The 17586-nt window shown below is 70.3% G+C and carries 15 protein-coding genes; 7 read left to right on the plus strand and 8 right to left on the minus strand.

Going from position 1 to position 17586, the window contains the following annotated elements; translation table 11 throughout:
- Window positions 1-72: 72 nt before the first annotated feature.
- From FB471_RS17295 to FB471_RS17315, 5 genes are all read right to left on the minus strand, one after another.
- Window positions 73-537, minus strand: coding sequence for an SRPBCC family protein (locus FB471_RS17295; protein WP_141999489.1), 465 nt, complete (start codon window positions 535-537; stop codon window positions 73-75).
- A gap of 148 nt (window positions 538-685) precedes the next feature.
- Complete coding sequence (locus FB471_RS17300) at window positions 686-3046, minus strand: translocation/assembly module TamB domain-containing protein (protein ID WP_141999490.1); 2361 nt, start codon at window positions 3044-3046, stop codon at window positions 686-688.
- Between the two features lie 147 nt (window positions 3047-3193).
- A complete protein-coding gene (locus FB471_RS17305) occupies window positions 3194-3982 on the minus strand; it encodes an amino acid ABC transporter ATP-binding protein (protein ID WP_141999491.1) in 789 nt (262 codons plus the stop codon).
- On the minus strand, window positions 3979-4788 hold the full coding sequence (locus FB471_RS17310) for an amino acid ABC transporter permease (protein WP_141999492.1): 810 nt from the start codon (window positions 4786-4788) through the stop codon (window positions 3979-3981). The genes FB471_RS17305 and FB471_RS17310 overlap by 4 nt, the downstream gene beginning before the upstream one ends.
- A gap of 36 nt (window positions 4789-4824) precedes the next feature.
- Window positions 4825-5643, minus strand: a complete 819-nt coding sequence (locus FB471_RS17315; protein ID WP_141999493.1) for a basic amino acid ABC transporter substrate-binding protein — start codon at window positions 5641-5643, stop codon at window positions 4825-4827.
- A 155-nt stretch (window positions 5644-5798) separates the two neighbouring features.
- Between FB471_RS17315 and FB471_RS17320 the strand changes: the two genes are divergently transcribed.
- From FB471_RS17320 to FB471_RS17330, 3 genes are all read left to right on the plus strand, one after another.
- On the plus strand, window positions 5799-7445 hold the full coding sequence (locus FB471_RS17320) for a circularly permuted type 2 ATP-grasp protein (RefSeq protein WP_141999494.1): 1647 nt from the start codon (window positions 5799-5801) through the stop codon (window positions 7443-7445).
- A 22-nt stretch (window positions 7446-7467) separates the two neighbouring features.
- The gene (locus FB471_RS17325) at window positions 7468-8415 is read left to right on the plus strand and encodes an alpha-E domain-containing protein (RefSeq protein ID WP_141999495.1); all 948 of its coding nucleotides are present in this window, start codon (window positions 7468-7470) and stop codon (window positions 8413-8415) included.
- A 76-nt stretch (window positions 8416-8491) separates the two neighbouring features.
- The gene (locus tag FB471_RS17330) at window positions 8492-9346 is read left to right on the plus strand and encodes a transglutaminase family protein (protein WP_141999496.1); all 855 of its coding nucleotides are present in this window, start codon (window positions 8492-8494) and stop codon (window positions 9344-9346) included.
- A gap of 79 nt (window positions 9347-9425) precedes the next feature.
- Here the strand turns inward: FB471_RS17330 and FB471_RS17335 are convergent, their stop codons facing one another.
- Window positions 9426-10439 (minus strand): FecCD family ABC transporter permease, encoded by a 1014-nt coding sequence (locus FB471_RS17335; RefSeq protein WP_141999497.1) that lies wholly within the window; start codon window positions 10437-10439, stop codon window positions 9426-9428.
- The gene (locus FB471_RS17340; RefSeq protein WP_211358054.1) at window positions 10436-11461 is read right to left on the minus strand and encodes a FecCD family ABC transporter permease; all 1026 of its coding nucleotides are present in this window, start codon (window positions 11459-11461) and stop codon (window positions 10436-10438) included. Before FB471_RS17340 ends, FB471_RS17335 begins: the two co-directional genes overlap by 4 nt.
- Before the next feature lie 72 nt (window positions 11462-11533).
- Here FB471_RS17340 and FB471_RS17345 point away from each other — a divergent pair, with 72 nt between their 5' ends.
- Complete coding sequence (locus FB471_RS17345; RefSeq protein ID WP_141999498.1) at window positions 11534-12538, plus strand: ABC transporter substrate-binding protein; 1005 nt, start codon at window positions 11534-11536, stop codon at window positions 12536-12538.
- Here the strand turns inward: FB471_RS17345 and FB471_RS17350 are convergent, their stop codons facing one another.
- Complete coding sequence (locus FB471_RS17350) at window positions 12539-13969, minus strand: M20/M25/M40 family metallo-hydrolase (protein ID WP_141999499.1); 1431 nt, start codon at window positions 13967-13969, stop codon at window positions 12539-12541.
- Window positions 13970-14075: 106 nt separating this feature from the next.
- On the opposite strand from FB471_RS17350, the gene FB471_RS17355 reads away from it, so the two are divergent.
- From FB471_RS17355 to FB471_RS17365, 3 genes are all read left to right on the plus strand, one after another.
- Window positions 14076-14867: an ABC transporter ATP-binding protein gene (locus FB471_RS17355; RefSeq protein ID WP_141999500.1), complete on the plus strand. Its 792-nt coding sequence runs from the start codon at window positions 14076-14078 to the stop codon at window positions 14865-14867.
- Window positions 14855-15640 carry an ABC transporter ATP-binding protein gene (locus FB471_RS17360; RefSeq protein WP_141999501.1) on the plus strand — a complete coding sequence of 262 codons (786 nt, stop codon included), beginning with the start codon at window positions 14855-14857 and terminating at the stop codon, window positions 15638-15640. Before FB471_RS17355 ends, FB471_RS17360 begins: the two co-directional genes overlap by 13 nt.
- A gap of 61 nt (window positions 15641-15701) precedes the next feature.
- Window positions 15702-17552 (plus strand): AMP-dependent synthetase/ligase, encoded by a 1851-nt coding sequence (locus FB471_RS17365; protein WP_141999502.1) that lies wholly within the window; start codon window positions 15702-15704, stop codon window positions 17550-17552.
- The last annotated feature ends 34 nt before the right edge of the window (window positions 17553-17586 follow it).

The following is a 17586-nucleotide window of genomic DNA, read 5'->3' on the forward strand; positions in this document are numbered from 1 at the left end:
GCGCGGTTCCCCCAGGTAGCTGACAAAGATCGTCTACCGAGTTTTCGGTCCGCTCGCCGCCGCCGTTACAGCTCAGTTCGCCTCGGCGCGGGCCTTCAGCCTGCGCAGCGTGTTCGCGATGTTGTGCCGGTTGTGCTCTGCCCGGTCCCAGACACCGCTGGCCAGCGAACCGGCGAACTTCAGCCAGCCGGGACGCCGCTCCCAGGTGCTCTCGGTCACCCGGCAACCGCCCGCCACAGGCTCGATGTCGTACTGCCAGCGGGCGACCGGCGCGGGCCCCGCCGACACCTCGAAGGCGAAACACCGGCCCGCCACCGCGTCGGTGACCGTGGCGATCGTGCTCCAGCGCCGGAGGCCGCGGCGATTACCGCCCTTGAAGCGGGCGCCGACCCTGGCCGAGAACGCGCCGTCCAACCAACGGAAGGTGGCGTACTCGTCGGCCAGCTCGGCGAGCGTGCCCGGCTCGCTGATCAGCTCGTACACCCGCTCCGGCCGGGCACGCACCTCGATCCGCCCGGTCGCGCTCGGCTGGGACATGCTGACCTCGCTTCATCGCAACGGCCGATGTGACATACCAACAGTATGCACCCCGAGGGTCATGCACAATCCCGGCGACGGGGGCCGCCCGGAGCTTGCGGAGAAGGGCGCTCATTCGCATCGACCCTCGTCAAGGGCGACGGGGAGTTCAGCCACCGTTGCGCCGCAGCATGCGGGTCATACCGGCGGCCAGCGTGGTCGCCAGCACCCAGCCCATCCCGGTGAGGCCCACTCCCATCCACCTGTCCAGGCCGTCCATGTGCCAGCGGTTCTTGTTCCCGAAGTCGACGATCGGTACCAGCAGGTCCACGGTGTAGAGCGCCGAACTCCACACCAGGCCGCTGTCGTCCGCGTTGATCGCGCAGCGCTTTCCGTCGATCAGCAGCAGCTCGCTGTCGGTGCAGGTACCCGAGAGCCACTGGAAGTACACGCTGCCGATCACCAGCAGGAGCAACAGCCAGACCAGCGCGCGCACCGGCTTGTACCCGTAGCCCACCATCCAGCGCTGCAGCCAGCTCCACACCCGGATCCCCGGTCCGAGGACACTGGCGCCGCTGCGCAGCGCGTCGTAGCGGTACTCCTGCTTGCGCAGCAACACGGTATCCGCGTGCTCCTCGTTCCCGCTGGCGCGCAGCATCTTGGCGAGCTGGTCGTACGGCCCGGGGCGGTAGCCGCCCATCGCCGCGCGCAGCAGCTCGATCCGCCGCTCGACCGCGCCGTCGTCCTCCAGCGAGATCGGCTCGGTGAGCGCGTCGTACTGGAAGTCCTCCAGCTCGACGCCCCCGGTCGCCTGCCACAGCCCGGGCTCGTCGCCGAGCGTGCCGCAGTGCGCCCTGCGCAGCAGCACCTTGCCCTCCGGCGGCAGGCCGGGCAGCAGCAGGAACTCGTCCGCCTGCACGTCGCTGATGTCCAGCGCGATCGTGTGCTGCCCGCTCGAGTGCAGCTCGGCGCCGGTGAGGTCGACCTTCCGGTGCACCGTGGCGCCGTCCATGTTCACCCCGCCATCGGCCCGGAAGGCCCGGCCGCGATGCGCGGTGAGCACCAGGTTCCGATCCACCCGCGAGGTGCGCAGGTCCACCGAGAAGCTGCTGGAGGCGCGGACCTGTGGCCTGCTCAGCTGGGTGCCGTACAGGTCGATGTTCCCGCCGACGTGCATGCCCTGCATCCGCAGGGTGCCTGCCACCTTGGCGTCGGTGAGGTGGAAGTTGCCGGACACCTGGGTGCGGCGGGCGGAGAACACGTCCCGGTCGGCGTGCAGGAACTTGGCGTTCCAGGCCAGCACGTTTCCGCGGATCGTCACATCGGCGAGGCGCAGTTGCCCCTCGACGGACAGCCCGGTCGCCTCCACATCGCCGTTGATCTCGGAACCGTCCAGATGCAACGCCCGGTCGTAGTACGGCTCGGCCTGACCACGCAGCACCTTGATCCGCGCACCGGCCAGCCGCAGCGTGCCGCCGATGTGCGCGTTGACCATCCGGATGGTCCCGGTGGCGTGGAGGCCGTCGCTCAGCTCGACGTTCCCGTCCACCTGGAGCCGGTCCGCGTTCAGCGCGGGTCGCGGGTCGACATAGGGGTCGCCGGTCTTCCACGCGCTCACCACGATCGGCCCGGTCTGGTTCACGGTGAGCCGGGCCCCGCGCAGCACGATGTCGCTGGCGACCTTGGCGCTGGGCAGGTACAGCACGCCGTTCGCGGAGAACCGGCGCCGCCCCGACGCGCCATAGGCGTCCGCCTCGCACAGCAGGCTGCCGCTGATCTCGAGGCCGTTGCCGTTCAGCGCGATCCCGTCCGGGTTGTTCAGCGTGGCGCCGGAGAAGTTGACGTTGCCGCCGGCTCGCATACCGGGGATGCGCACCTCGCCGCCCGCTTCCAGCCGGTAGGCAAGCAGGGCACCGGTGATCGCCAGCCGGTCCGCCTGGATCGCCTTGCCCCGGGCATAGTTGATCTCGGTGCGGGTGAGCACCAGGGAGCCCTCGATCACGGCGTCGGTGAGGTTGACCGCGGCGTCCGGTACCCCGCGCTCCCGGTCCCCGCCGCGGCGCACGGTGGTCTCCCCATCGACCCGCCCGCCCGAGTCGACCTGCACCTTGCTGCGGATCAGCCGGACGTCGTTGCGGCTGCGCAGGTTGCGCGCCTTCAGCCCGGGCAGCCAGCACTTGCGGAAGACCAGCCCGAGCAGGCTGGCCTCGCGCACGTCCGGCGGCTGCTCGAACCGGCAGCGCTCGAACCGGAACAGGTACTCCAGCTCGGCGGCGCGCAGGTCCAGCTTCCCGGTGATGTAGGCGTTCTCCACCTGCACGATCGGCGCGTTGGTCGCCTGCCTGCGCCAGCGCAGCAGCCCGCCGGACCCCGGCTCGCGCAACGGCTTGAGCAGGTCCTCGGCCTTGACCTCGTAGGAAGGGTCCGGGTTCGGGTCGAACGGGTCGAAATCCGGCCGGGTGTCGTCGGCCGGGGTGTCCTCCTCCGCCGGCTCCCCCTGGTCCTTCGTGCCTCGCCGAAAGGTCGGCATCCGGTCGGCTCCTCCCCTCGACATGTCCCCAGCCCCAGGGCCCCAAGCGAAGCCGATCGCCGATGGTTACCGCAATCGGCCGGGTGGAGTACCCACTGTGGTGAGACGAGCGGGAAAGGCGGTCGGTTCCGGAGGACTCCGGAGGACTCAGTCGCCGGCATGCACCGGATTCAGCACCCGGGAAAGGAAGGACTGGGTACGCGGCTCCCGCGGGTTGCCGATGACCTGGGCCGGTGGGCCCTGCTCGACCACCATCCCGTCGTCCATGAACAGCACGACATCGCCGACCTCGCGGGCGAACTGCATCTCGTGCGTGACCACCAGCATGGTCATGCCCTCGGTGGCCAGCCGCCGCATCACCCCGAGCACGTCGCCGACCAGTTCCGGGTCCAGCGCGGAGGTGGGCTCGTCGAACAGCATCACCTGCGGGTCCATCGCCAGCGCCCTGGCGATCGCCGCCCGCTGCTGCTGCCCGCCGGACAGCTGCGCGGGCATGGCGCCCACCTTGTCCGACAACCCGACCTTCTCCAGGTTCTCCCGCGCGATCCGCTCGGCCTCGGCCTTGCCCCGCCTGAGCACCTTGCGCTGGGCGACCGTCAGGTTCTCCAGCACGGACAGGTGCCCGAACAGGTTGAACGCCTGGAACACCATGCCGATCTCGCGCCGGGCGCCGTCCAGGTCCACATCCGGGTCGGTGAGCTCGTGGCCGTTCACCACGACCGTGCCCTCGTTCGGCTCCTCCAGCAGGTTCACGCAGCGCAGCAGGGTCGACTTGCCGGAGCCGGAGGGCCCGATGATGCACACCACCTGGCCCCGGCGAACCCGCAGGTCGATGCCCTTCAGCACCTCGAGCCGGCCGAACGCCTTGTGCAGCCCGCTGATCTCGACGATCGGGTCGGCACTAGTACCCTGGCTCCTCGCCGCTGCCCTGCTCATGCTTCCACCTCCAGGCCGCGCTGCTGCTTGCGGCCGGTCCGCCGCTCCAGGTACCGGGACAGGTAACCGAGCGGAATCGTGATCAGCAGGTAGGCCAAACCCGCCAGCAGGATCGGGGTGAGCGAACCGGTCTCGTTCAGTCCCTCCCTGCCGAACTTCGCCAGCTCGTACTCGACTTGGAGCAGCCCGAGCAGGTAGATCAGCGAGGAGTCCTTGGTGAGCAGGACGACCTCGTTGGTCAGCGGCGGCAGGATGATCCGGAACGCCTGCGGCACGACGACGGTGACCGTGGTACGCCCCGGGGACATGCCGAGCGAGCGCGCCGCCTCGACCTGGCCGGGCGGCACCGCCTGGATCCCGGCCCGCAGCGTCTCGGCGATGTAGGCCGAGCCGACCAGCCCCAGCGACAGCATCGCCGTGGTGTAGGTGTCGAATATCAGGTCGAAGGCCAGCGGGACACCGAAACCGAAGGCGATGAAGACCAGCAGCACCGGGACGCCACGGAAGAACTCGATGTACGCGGTCGCGATCCACCGGTAGGGACCGACCGAGGACAGCTTCATCATGGCGAACACGAAGCCCAGCCCGAGGCCGAGCGCGAAGCCGAGCGCGGTGTAGATGATGGTGTTCACCAGCGCGGTGGTGATGATGCCGGGAAATTGGTCGGCGGCCGCGTCCAGGTTGAAGAAGGCGCGGGTGAGCTCCGACCAGTTGGCGAACAGGGCGAGCAGCAGGATGACCAGTACGAGCAGGGCGTACTGGGCCCCGCGGAACGCCTGGGCGCGCTTACGGCGCGACATGGCCATGAAGGGACTCCTCGGGAAGGTGCGGTGCCGTGAGGGTTACTTGGTCTCCGGCTTCTTCCCGAACCACTTCTCGTAGATCTCCTCGTAGCGGCCGTCGCCCTGCGCCGCCGCGAGCACCTCGTTCACCTTGGCCTGCATCGCGCCGTTACCGGTGCGCAGCGCGATGCCGTACTGCTCGCCGGTCTCGAACTCCTCGGTGACCTCGGTGTCCGGATTCTGCTTCACGAACTCGAAGTGCACCACGTTGTCGTTGATCCCGGCGGCGACCTGGCCGGTCTTCACCGCGGTCTGCAACAGGCCGAGGTCCTCGTACTGGCGGATCTGGTAGCCGTGCTCGTCCTTGTGCTCCGTGGCGTACTCCTCACCGGTGGTGCCGATCTGCACCCCCAGCGTCTTCCCGCCGAGGTCGGCCACGGTCTTGATGCCGGAGTCCTTGCGCACCAGCAGTGCCTGGTTGGCGTCGAAGTAGCCGTCGGAGAAGTCCATCACCTCGTCCCGCTCCTCGGTGATGGTGATGGCCGCGGCCGCCACATCACAGCGGTTGGTGTTGAACGCCTCGCCGGACTCGATGCCCTCGAACGGCATGTTGATGATCGACTGCTCCACGCCGAGGTCCTCGGCGACGAGGTCGACCAGGTCCACGTCGAACCCGACGATCTCGCCACCCTCCTCGAACTGGAACGGCGGGTACGGGGTGTGCGTACACGTGGTGAGCTTGCCCTCCTTGACGAGGTTGATCTCGTCCCCGGCCTGGGTGTCCTCGCCGCCGCCGACCTCCTCGGCGCAACCGGCTGCGGTGAGGGCAAGGGCGAAGGCGGGCAGCAGGGTGAGTGCCCTCAGTGTGGTACGCGCCACGATTACTCCTAGTAGGTCATACCGGTCGAGTGCACGCATCCTGCCACTCCGAGCCCGCTGAGCACAGCATTGGCTCGTTACGGGCCCGTTTCGGCACCGTCTCCCGCAGGTCGGGTGGGCGTCACCCGATCGTGGCCGTGGCATCGTGAACGACCATGAACGCCAACACCGCGCTCAAGCTGCCGCCGGCGGGCCGCCGCGCCCGGCGGGCCAGGGCCAGGACGAACGGCCGCCCCGGGGCACAGTTCCACGGCTACCTCGAGCCGCAGCGCCCGTATCCCGGCGCGTACGACGAGATGTTCGCGCCGGACGGGACCGTTCGAACCCCCTACCGTGCGCTGTACGAATCGATCTCGGCGCTGGCCGCGAACGATCTGGACGCGCGGGCCGAGGCGCTGGATCGGGCGATGGTGGACCAGGGCATCACCTTCTCGCTGTCCGGTCAGGAACGACCCTTCCCGCTGGACCTGGTGCCACGGGTGGTGGCCGCCGCGGAGTGGACGAAGATCGAACGCGGCGTCACCCAGCGGGTGCGCGCGCTGGAGGCCTTCCTCGCCGACATCTACGGGGACGCCCAGGTCCTCGCCGACCGGGTGCTGCCGCGCAGGCTGATCACCTCCTGCGCGCACTTCCAGCGGGAGGCCTTCGGGGTCAACCCGCCGAACGGGGTGCGCATCCACGTGGCCGGGATCGACCTGGTGCGGGACGAGGAGGGCACCTTCCGGGTGCTGGAGGACAACCTGCGCAACCCGTCCGGGGTGTCCTACGTGATGGAGAACCGGCGGACGATGACCAGGGTGTTCCCCGACCTGTTCGCCAAGCACCGCGTGCGCCCGGTCGGCGACTACGCCACCCACCTGCTGCGCGCGCTGCGGGCGGCGGCCGCGCCGAACGTGGCCGATCCGATGGTCGTGGTGCTCACCCCGGGGGTCTACAACTCGGCCTACTTCGAGCACTCGCTGCTGGCCAGGCAGATGGGCGTGGAGCTGGTCGAGGGCAGGGACATGTTCTGCCGGGACAACATCGTCTACGTGCGCACCACCGAGGGCGAGCAGCAGGTGGACGTGATCTACCGGCGGATCGACGACGAGTTCCTGGACCCGGTGCACTACCGGCCGGACTCGGTACTCGGCGTGGCCGGGGTGCTGAACGCCGCCCGCGCGGGCAACGTGGTGATCGCCAACGCGGTGGGCAACGGGGTCGGCGACGACAAGCTGGTGCACACCTACGTGCCGGAGATGATCCGCTACTACCTTGACGAGAAGCCGATCCTGCCCAATGTGGACACCTACCGCTGCTGGCTGCCGGACGAGCTGGAGCAGGTGCTCGACCGGATGGGCGAGCTGGTGATCAAGCCGGTGGAGGGCTCCGGCGGGTACGGCATCGTGTTCGGCCCGGACGCCTCGCCCGCCGAGCTGGCCGCGGTGCGGCGCAGGCTCAGGGCCAACGGGCGGGGCTGGATCGCGCAACCGGTGGTGCAGCTTTCCACCGTTCCGTCCAAGGTGGGCGACCGGCTGGCGCCACGGCACGTCGACCTGCGGCCGTTCGCGGTCAACGACGGCAAGGAGATCTTCGTGCTGCCCGGCGGCCTGAGCAGGGTCGCGCTGCCGGAGGGCAGCCTGGTGGTGAACTCCTCGCAGGGCGGCGGCTCCAAGGACACCTGGGTGCTGGCGGCCCGCTCCTCCACGGCCGAACGCGAGCTGGCTTCGCCCTCGCTTGCCGAGGCATCTACTGTGGACGGTCTGGCCGTGGAGCAGGGACCCGAGCTCAGCACCGCGCAACTGGAGCAGCAACAGCAGTGAGCACGATCGCGAGGAGGCAGGCATGCTGGCACGCAACGCCGAGTCGTTGTACTGGATCGGCCGGTATGTCGAGCGCGCGGACGACACGGCCCGCATCCTCAACGTGTCGGTGCACCAGCTCCTCGAGGACGTCAGCGTGGACTCCGACCATGCCAGCCGCCAACTGCTCACGGTGCTCGGCATCCCGCCGGAGGGCAAGGGCGAGCTGGACGTGTGGAAGCTGACCGAGCTGGTCGCCTACGCCAAGGACAACCCGAGCTCGATCGTCGGTTCGATCAACGCGGCGCGGGAGAACACCCGCGGCGCCCGCGAGGTGGTCTCCACCGAGCTGTGGGAGTGCCTGAACGCGACCTGGAACGCGGTGCCGGAGCGGCAGCGCTACGCCCGCAGGGTGGGACCCCACTCCTTTCTGTCCTTTGTGGAGGAGCGGGCCGCGATGTTCGCCGGGCTCGCCGACTCGACGATGAGCAGGGACGACGGCTGGATGTTCCTGGTACTCGGCCGCTCGGTGGAGCGCGCGGACATGGTGGTGCGGCTGCTGCTGTCCAGGGTGCAGGACAAGGCGTCCTCCCCTGGCTGGATCACCGTGCTGCGCTCGGCCGGTGCGCAGGACACCTTCCTGCGCACCTACCGTGGTGCGCTGGACGCCGGCCGGGTGGTGCAGTTCCTGCTGCGGGACACGCTGTTCCCGCGGTCGGTGTTCTACGCGCTGCGGCAGGCGGAGGACTGCGTCGACCAGCTCGACCCGACGCTGAACTCGCGCGGCAACGACAAGGCCGAGGCGCTGCGGCTGCTCGGCAGGGCACGCAGCGAGCTGGAGTTCCTGCGACCATCGGACCTGCTGGAGGAGTTGCCCCGGCGGCTGACCGCGCTGCAGGAGACGATCCGGGAAGTGGGGGAGGCGGTGTCGGTGCAGTACTTCCACTCGGCCCCGTGGGTAGCCTGGCGCGGAGCGGAGGTGTCCTTGTGAGCCGCGAAGGCGACGCGGAGCGAGCATCGCAGGTCCGGCCAACGGGCCGAGGAGCGCAGCGACAAGGAGCCGAGCCATGAGCGAGTCGGAAAGCTGGCAGCTACGCGTGGTGCACAGCACCGGCTACCACTACAACTCCCCGGCCACCCAGTCGTACAACGAGGCACGGCTGACCCCGCGCTCGGACCGCAGGCAGAACGTGCTCGCCACCCGGATCGAGACCACGCCCGCCACCAGGGCCTACCGCTACACCGACTACTGGGGCACCGAGGTCACCTCCTTCGACCTGCACGCCCCGCACACCGAGTTCACCGTGCTGGCGACCTCGGTGGTGGAGACGGCGGGAGCCGCCGAGCCGATCCGCGAGGCGAGCTGGCGGGATCTGCGCTCGGAACGGGTGGTGGACGAGCACACCGAGTACCTGCAGCCGACCAAGTACACCCCGCACGACCGGGAGCTGGCGAAGGTGGCCCGCAAGCTGCGCAAGGACCGGGATCCCGCGGACACCGTGTTCGCGGTCTGCGGGTGGGTACGCGAGCAGCTGACCTACCGGCCCGGCAGCACCGGCGTGCACAGCACCGCCACCGACGCCTGGCGGGCACGGGAGGGCGTCTGCCAGGACTACGCGCACGTGACCCTGGTGATGTTGCGGGCGATCGGGATCCCGGCCCGGTACGTGTCGGGATACCTGCACACCCGACCCTCGGCGGAGCTCGGCGAGACCGTGGAGGGGGAGAGCCACGCCTGGGTGGACGTGTGGACCGGCGGTTGGTGGGCACACGACCCGACGAACGCGATCCCGGTCGGGCCACGGCATGTCTGGGTGGCCACCGGAAGGGACTACGCCGACGTCCCGCCGCTGAAGGGCATCTTCACCGGCGGCAAGGGCTCCCACCTCGACGTCTCGGTCCAGCTAACCCGCATGGCCTGAAGTGCCCTGAACGTGGCTTTCCGGACGTCAGACGTCCCAAACGCCACGTTCGCGGCGTCTAGCGTCGCGAACGTGGCGTTCAGGGCCTCCGGGGGCGGCGCTGGAGCAGCAGGAGCCAGGCAAGGTAACCGCCGCCGAGCGCGGCGGTGACCACGCCGACCGGCAGCAGCGAGGACTCCAGCAGCCGCTGCCCGAGGTAGTCGGCGGCGACCATCAGCGCGGCACCCATGACCGCCGAGGGCAGCAGGTTCGGCCCGGGTAGCCGGGTCAGCCGGCGGGCGAGCTGGGGCGCGGCGAGCGCGACGAACGGGACCGGGCCCGCGCTCGCCGTCGCCACGGCGGTCAGCGCCACCGCGAGGCCGAACAGCAGCGGCCGCACCCGGTCGACATCCACCCCGATGCCGACCGCGAGCGGATCACCCATCTCCAGCATGCGCAGCGGGCGGCCGTAGCAGAACACCGCCGGAGCCAGCAGGACCACCGCGATCGCCAGCGGCAGCAGATGGTCCCAGCCGCGGCCGGCCAGGTTGCCGACCATCCAGGTGGTCGCCTGCGCCGCGTCCCCGATGGTCACCCTGGTCAGCAGGTAGGAGTTCAGCCCGACCAGCACGGTGCTCACCCCGATGCCGATCAGCACCAGCTTGTCGCCGAGCAACCCGCGGCGGCCGCACAGCAACGACACCAGCAACGCGGTGCCCAGCCCACCGCCCAGCGCGCCGAGGGACACCGCGCCTGCGCCCGCGCCGAGCACCAGGATGGTCACCACGCCACCGGTCGCCGATCCGGCGGTGAACCCGATGATGTCCGGGCTGCCGAGCGGGTTGCGGGTCAGCACCTGGAACACCGTCCCGGCCAGCGCGAGCGCGACCCCGACCAGCACGGCGACCAGCACCCGCGGCAACCGCTGCTCGGTGACCACCAGGTAGTCGAACCTTCCGCCCCGCCCAGCGAGGGTGCGCAGCACCTCGGCCGGGGTGAGCGCGTAGTCCCCGGTACCGATGGACAGCACCACCAGCACCACGGTGACCAGGACGAGGCAGCCGACCACCACGATCGGCCGGGTCCCGATCCGCAGGTCCGTCCGGCGGTTCATCGGCCCACCACCCGCAGCCGCCGGACGAGCCACACCAGCACGATGCCGCCGAGGACGTCGGTGACGATGCCGACCTGCAGCTCGCCGGGGCTGCCGAGCACCCGACCGAGTACGTCGCAGCCGAGCAGCAACACCGGCGCGACCAGCACGGAGAGGCCGAGTACCCACCGCTCGTCCTGGCCGACCAGCCCGCGCACCAGCTGCGGCACCATCAGCCCGACGAAGGCGATCGGCCCGCAGGCCGCGGTGGCGGCCCCGCACAGCAGGCCGACCGCGAGCAGCCCCACCGAGCGCACCAGCAGCGGGTTGGTGCCGAGGCCGTGCGCGGTGTCCTCACCCAGCGCGAGCGCGTTCAGCGAGCGGCCGAGCAGCAGGGCGAGCACGACACCGGCCACGAAGAACGGCAGCAGCACGGTCAGCGCGTCGACATCCCGGTTGGCCAGCGAGCCGACCAGCCAGAACCGCATCTTGTCCAGCGAATGCGTGTTGATCAGCTGCATGGCCTGGTTGATCCCGACGAAGCTCGCCTGCACCGCTACCCCGGCCAGCGCCAGCCGCATCGGGCTGCTCGCGCCCCGCCCGCCGCCGATGGCATACACCAGCGCGGTGGCCACCAGCGCCCCGGCGAAGGCGAACCAGATCAGCCCGGCCGGCTCGGTGACGCCGAACGCGGCCAGCGCGAACACGATCGCCACCGCGGCCCCGTGGTTGATGCCGAGGAACCCGGGATCAGCGATCGGGTTGCGGGTGATCGACTGCATCAACGCGCCGGCGAGGCCCAGCGCCATGCCCACCGCGATCCCGAGCAGCGTGCGGGGCACCCGGGTGTCCCTGACCACGACGTCCTCGAAGGTTCCCTCGTAGGCGAACAGCGCGTGCAGCACGGCACCGAGGGAGAGCTGGTTGGAGCCGAACGCGACGGACAGCAGCGCCACCACCAGCAGGGCGACGAGCGCGCCGAGCAACACCAGTGGCCGCAGGGTCCGCAGGTCGCGCTCGGGCGGCGAGGTGATCGTCACCATGGCGCCTACAGTAAGGCAAGGCTAGCCTTAGACAAATAGTTCGTTAGCTCACCTTACCTTGGGAGGCGTGATATGCGGTCCCTCAACGCCCTCAGCCGCCGCGGGTTCCTGACCGGGGTCGCCGCGCTCGGCGCATCCACGGCGCTGGCCTCCTGCGGCTACCGCGAGGACGGCGGCACCGAAGGCACCGGAGCGGGCACGACCTGGCGATACACCGACGGCAGGGGCCGGGTGCTGGACGGCCCGCGGCCGGAGCGGATCGTCGCACAGGTGGCCGCGGCCGCCGCGCTGTGGGAGTTCGGGCTGCGCCCGGTCGGCATCTTCGGCCCCTCCCGGCTGCCCGACGGCAGCCCGGATCCCGAGGTCGGGCAGGTGGACCTGGACACGGTCACCTCCCTGGGCAACGTCTGGGGCGAGTTCAACTACGACGCCTACATCGAGCTTCGCCCCGACCTGCTGGTCAGCATCATGTATACCGAGGACTCGCTGTGGTACGTGCCAGAGGAGCAGGCCGACCAGGTGGAGAAGGCGGCGCCCACGGTGGGGGTGGACGTGGGTTTCGTCTCGATGCTGGACGGGATCGCGAAGTTCCGGGAACTGGCCACGGCGCTCGGCGCCGATGTCGACGCGGAGCCGGTACGCGAGGCGCGTGCCGGGTTCGAGGAGGTCGACGCGAGGTTCGAGGCCGCGGTCGACGCGCTCGGGGACCAGCGGGTGCTGCTGGTCTCGGCCACCCAGGACAACCTGTACGTCGGCAAGGCGGCGGGCTTCCCCGCGGCGAAGCACTTCACCGAGCGTGGGATGACCGTCGTGGAGCCGGAGCAGACCACCGACGGCGACTACTGGGAGGCGCTGAGCTGGGAGAACGCCGGGAAGTACGAGGCGGACGTGATCCTGTACGACAACCGCGCGGAGAACCTGCAGCGCACGGAACTCGCCGGGTTCCCGACCTGGAACCAGCTACCCGCGGTACAGGCGGGCCGGATCACCGGCTGGAACCCCGCGGTCCCCTTCAGCTACCACTCCTTCGCCTCCCAGCTCACCTCCATCACCGACGCGCTCGGCCGGATGGCCTGATCAGCCGTGGGCGTGGGCGTGCAGGATGTGGGCGACGGCCTCGGTGACGCGCTGGGCCTGGTCCAGGTGCAGCCACTCGTCCGGGACGTGCGCGTTCGAGTCGGCCCCGAGCGCGCCGGTGACCAGGAACTGTGCCTCCGGGTACTTCTCGCCGAGCAGGCCCATGAACGGGATCGAGCCGCCGAGCCCGACGCTGCGCCATGGCGCGCCGAACACCTTGTCGCTGACCTGCTCCAGCGCGCCGGCGAACCAGGGCGCGGCCTCCGGCGCGTTCCAGCCGTCCGCCCGCTCGACGCCGGACAGCTCGACGGTCGCGCCGTACGGCACGTCCGTGGTCAGCACCTTCCGCACGGCGTTCAGCGCGGCGGCCGAGTCGGCGGTCGGCGGCAGCCGGAAGCTCAACGCCAGCGTGGTCGCGTCGCGCAGCACGTTGCCGGCCTCGGCGGGGTCGGGCAGGCCGGAGGCCCCGATCACCGAGAGCGTCGGCCGCCAGCCGTTGTTCAGCAGCAGCTCCACGTCGTCCTCCGCCATCGGGCGCATGCCGCCGGCCAGCGGGAACGCCTTCGCGGTGGCGCCGGGCGCGACCCGCGCGGTCGCCACGGTCTCCGCGCGCCGGTTCTCCGGGATCTCGACGTTGAACTCCGGCAGCAGGAGCTGCCCGGTCTCGGCGTCCTCTATGCGCTCGAGCAACCGGCGCAGGATCCGGAACGAGCTGGGCACCACGCCGCCGGCCAACCCGGAGTGTTGCGCCGAGTCGAGCACCCGGACGGTGGCGTCCAGCCGCACCATGCCGCGCAGGCTGGTGGTCAGCCACATCCGCTCGTAGTCGTTGCCGCCGGAGTCCAGGCAGACCACGAAGGTCACCCGGCCCAGCTTCTCCTCGAGATGCTCGAGGTACGCGGGCAGGTCCGGGCTGCCGGACTCCTCGCCGGTCTCCAGCAGCACCACGGCCCGCGCGTGGCTGCCGCCCGCGGCGTGCACCGCGGACAGCGCGGCGGCAGCGGCATAGCCCGCGTAACCGTCGTCCGCGGATCCGCGCCCGTACAGCCTGCCGTCCCGGACCACCGGGGTCCACGGCCCCAGCCCCGCGGACCAGCCGCCGACCGGCGGCTGCTTGTCCAGGTGCCCGTACAGCAGCACGGTGCCCGCGTCCGGGGACACGTCACCGGTCGCCGGCACGTCCAGCACCAGCAACGGCGTGCGCCCCGGTAGCCGGACCACCTCGACGGTCGCACCGGGGAACCGCCGCGCGGTGAGCCAGTCGCGGACGTGCTCGACAGCGGCCTCCAGGTGACCGGACTGCTGCCACTCGCTGTCGAAAAGCGGGGAAAGGGCGGGAATTTCCACCAGATCGCGCAGGCTGGGGAGGATGTCGTCCGACCACAGCCCACGCACGGTGTCGCGTATCGAGTTCTGCTCCACGAAGACCATCCTGCCAGCCCTCCGAGGTCACAGTTCGGCTCATCTATTGATTGGCACGCTACTCAACAGTTAACTTCACTATCTTCCGTGATCTATATCACTCTGTGGACGTGCGATGCTGTCGGTGAAGAACCTCGAGGTCGTCTACTCCGACGTCGTCCTCGTGCTGCGCGGGCTGAGTATCGAGGTGCCTTCCGGGGAGATCGTGGCGCTGCTCGGCGCGAACGGGGCGGGCAAGACCACGCTGCTGCGGGCGATCACCGGGCTGCTGGCACCGCACCGCGGCAAGATCACCAAGGGCACGGTGCACCTCGCGGACCGGGACATCACCGGCGCTGATCCGGCCGCGGTGGTGCGCGGCGGCATCGCGCAGGTGATGGAGGGCAGGCGGGTCTTCGCCGAGATCACCGTGGACGAGAACCTGCGCACCGGCGCCTACACCCGGCGTTCCCGCGCGGAGGTGCGTGAGTCCTACCAGCGCGTGCTCGATCTCTTCCCGGTACTCGGGCAGCGGCGCCGCGCGATCGCCGGTTACCTCTCCGGCGGGGAGCAGCAGATGCTCGCGATCGGCAGGGCACTGATGGCGGCGCCGCGGTTGCTGCTGCTGGACGAACCCTCGCTCGGTCTCGCGCCCAGGCTGGTCGAGCAGGTGCGGGACATCATCGTGCAGATCAACGAGCAGGGCACCAGCGTGCTGCTGGTCGAGCAGAACGCGATGATGGCACTGTCCATTGCGGACTCCGGGTATGTGCTGGAGACCGGCAGGGTGGTCCGCGACGGGCCCGCCGTCGAGCTGCGCGCCGACGAGGACATCCGCGAGTTCTACCTCGGCGCGAGCGCGACGCGGACGCGACGCTCCTTCGCCGAGGTGAAGAGCTACCGCAGGAGGAAGCGATGGAGCGCGTGACCGCCGAGGGGCCGCTGCTCGAGGCGCGGGAGCTGACCCTGCGCTTCGGCGGGGTCACCGCGCTCGACGGGGTGAGCTTCGAGGTCGCCCGCGGCGAGCTGTTCGCCGTGATCGGCCCGAACGGCGCGGGGAAGACCTCGATCTTCAACTGCCTCGGCGGGGTGTACCGCCCGCAGCACGGCACGATCACCCTGGAGGGCAACGGGCTCACCGGCCGCGCCCCGGCCGCGGTCGCCGCCATGGGGGTGGCGCGCACCTTCCAGAACCTCGGCCTGTTCCGGCATCTCACCCTGATCGACAACCTGATGCTCGGCAGGCATCACCTGATGCGCACCGGCTTCGTGTCCGGAATGGTGTGGTGGGGGAAGGCGAAGCGGGAGGAGATCAGCCACCGCGCCGCGGTGGAGGAGATCGTCGAACTACTCGAGCTGGAGCCCTACCGCTCGACACCGGCCGGGTTGCTGCCCTACGGCGTCGCCAAACGCGCCGAGCTCGGCCGGGCGCTGGCGATGGAGCCGAAACTGCTGCTGCTGGACGAGCCGGTCGCCGGGATGAACCTGGAGGAGACCGAGGACACCGCCCGGTACCTGCTGGAGATCCGGCGGGAGCTGGGGCTGGCGATGATCCTGGTGGAACACGACATGAGGCTGGTGATGGACCTCGCCGACCGGGTGCTGGCGCTGGACTTCGGGGTGGCCATCGGTACCGGGACGCCCGAGGAGATCCAGCACGACCCGCGGGTGATCGACGCCTACCTCGGCGGTGCCGCATGAGTAACTCGGTACCGAGCCGCGGCACGCACAAAGACCACCGCGAGGCCGCGGAGGACCCAGCATGAGTAACTCGGTACCGAGCCGCGGCACGGACAGGATGGCGCACGCCAAGGAGGCGGCCACCCTGCCGGCGCGACTGCTGGAGCAGGCCGAGGAGCGCCGGAACGCCCCGGCCATCCGGCAGAAGTACCGCGGGTACTGGCGGGAGTGGAGCTGGGCGGAGTACGCGCGGCGGGTCGCGGCCGTGGCGGCCGGGTTGCGCGATCTCGGCGTCGGGCCAGGCGGCAGGGTGGCCATCCACGCGGAGAACCGGCCGGAGTGGGTGATCACCGACCTGGCGGTCCAGGGCCTCGGCGCGCGGAGCATCGGGGTGTACCCGACCTCGCCGGAGATGGAGGTGGAGTACCTGCTCGGGCATTCCCGCAGCACGGTGCTGATCGCCGAGGACGAGGAGCAGCTGGACAAGGCGCTCGCGGTCCGGCACCGGCTGCCCGAGCTGCGGCATCTGGTGCTGATGGACCCGCGCGGGGTGCGGGTGGACGAGGTGCCGGGGCTGCTCACCTTCGCCGAGCTGGAACGCCGCGGCGAAGGTGCGGGCGCGCTGGCGGCCTACACCGAATCAGTGTCCACACTGGACCCAGCGGCGACCGCGATCCTGGTGTACACCTCGGGAACGACCGGACCGCCGAAGGGCGCGATGGTCTCGCACGCGAACCTGGTCGCCTCGGCGCAGGTGTTCGTCGAGGCGCTGGGCTCGGGCGGCGGGGACAGCGGGGACGAGGTGCTCAGCTACCTGCCGCTGTGCCACATCGCCGAACGGCTGATCTCGGTGGTGGACGCGGTGTGGGCCGGTTCGGTGGTCAACTTCGGGGAAGGCGGCGACTCCTTCGCCGGCGACCTGCGGGATGTCCAGCCCACGGTCTTCCTCGGCGTGCCGCGGGTGTGGGAGAAGATGCTGGCCGGGGTGCAGATCCGGATGGCCGACGCCTCCCCGCTCAAGCGCGGGCTGTACCGGCTGTGCCTGCGCCACGGCAGGAGGATCGCGGCTCGGCGGATGCGCGGCCGGAACACCCTGGCCGACCGGCTCACCTTCGCGGCCTGCGAGCTGCTGATCTTCCGTCCGCTCCGGGAGAAGCTCGGCATGGTGCGGGTGCGTACCGCGATCAGCGGGGCGGCCCCGATCGCGCCGCAGGTGCTGGAGTACCTGTGGGCCATCGGCATTACGGTGCGCGAGGGCTACGGGCAGACCGAGAACACCGCGATCTGCACGCTGACGCCGGTCGGCGACGTGCGGCTGGGCGCGGTCGGCGTGCCGCTTTCCGGGGTGGAGTTGCGGATCGCCGGGGACGGCGAGATCCTCACCCGCTCGGCAGGGGTGTTCCAGGGTTACCTGGACGACCCGCACGCGACTTCGTCCACAATAGACGAATATGGTTGGCTGCACACCGGCGACGTCGGGGAGCTGGACGAGGACGGCTACCTGCGGATCACCGATCGCAAGAAGGACATCATCATCACCGCGGGCGGCAAGAACGTCTCGCCCTCGGAGATCGAGAACCGGCTCAAGGTCTCGCCGTACCTGCGCGAGGCCGTGGTACTCGGGGACCGGCGCAAGTACCTGACCGCGCTGATCGGCATCGAGCGGGACACCGTCGGCGACTGGGCCACCCGGCGCGGGTTGGCCTACACCACCTATGCCGACCTTTCCGGCAAGCCCGAGGTCCGCGACCTGGTACAGAGCGTGATCACCGAGGTCAACCACGACCTGGCCGCGGTGGAGCAGATCAAGCGGTTCCGGTTGATCGACAAGGAGCTCGAGCACACCGAGGGCGAGCTGACCGCCACGCAGAAGGTGAAGCGCAGGGCCATCGCCGAACGGTTCGCCGCGGAGATCGAGGCGATGTACCCATGAGCGTTATGCACAGTCCGGTCGACGGGGGCGGCTC

This window comes from Amycolatopsis cihanbeyliensis (assembly GCF_006715045.1).
Classification (GTDB): Bacteria; Actinomycetota; Actinomycetes; order Mycobacteriales; family Pseudonocardiaceae; genus Amycolatopsis; species Amycolatopsis cihanbeyliensis.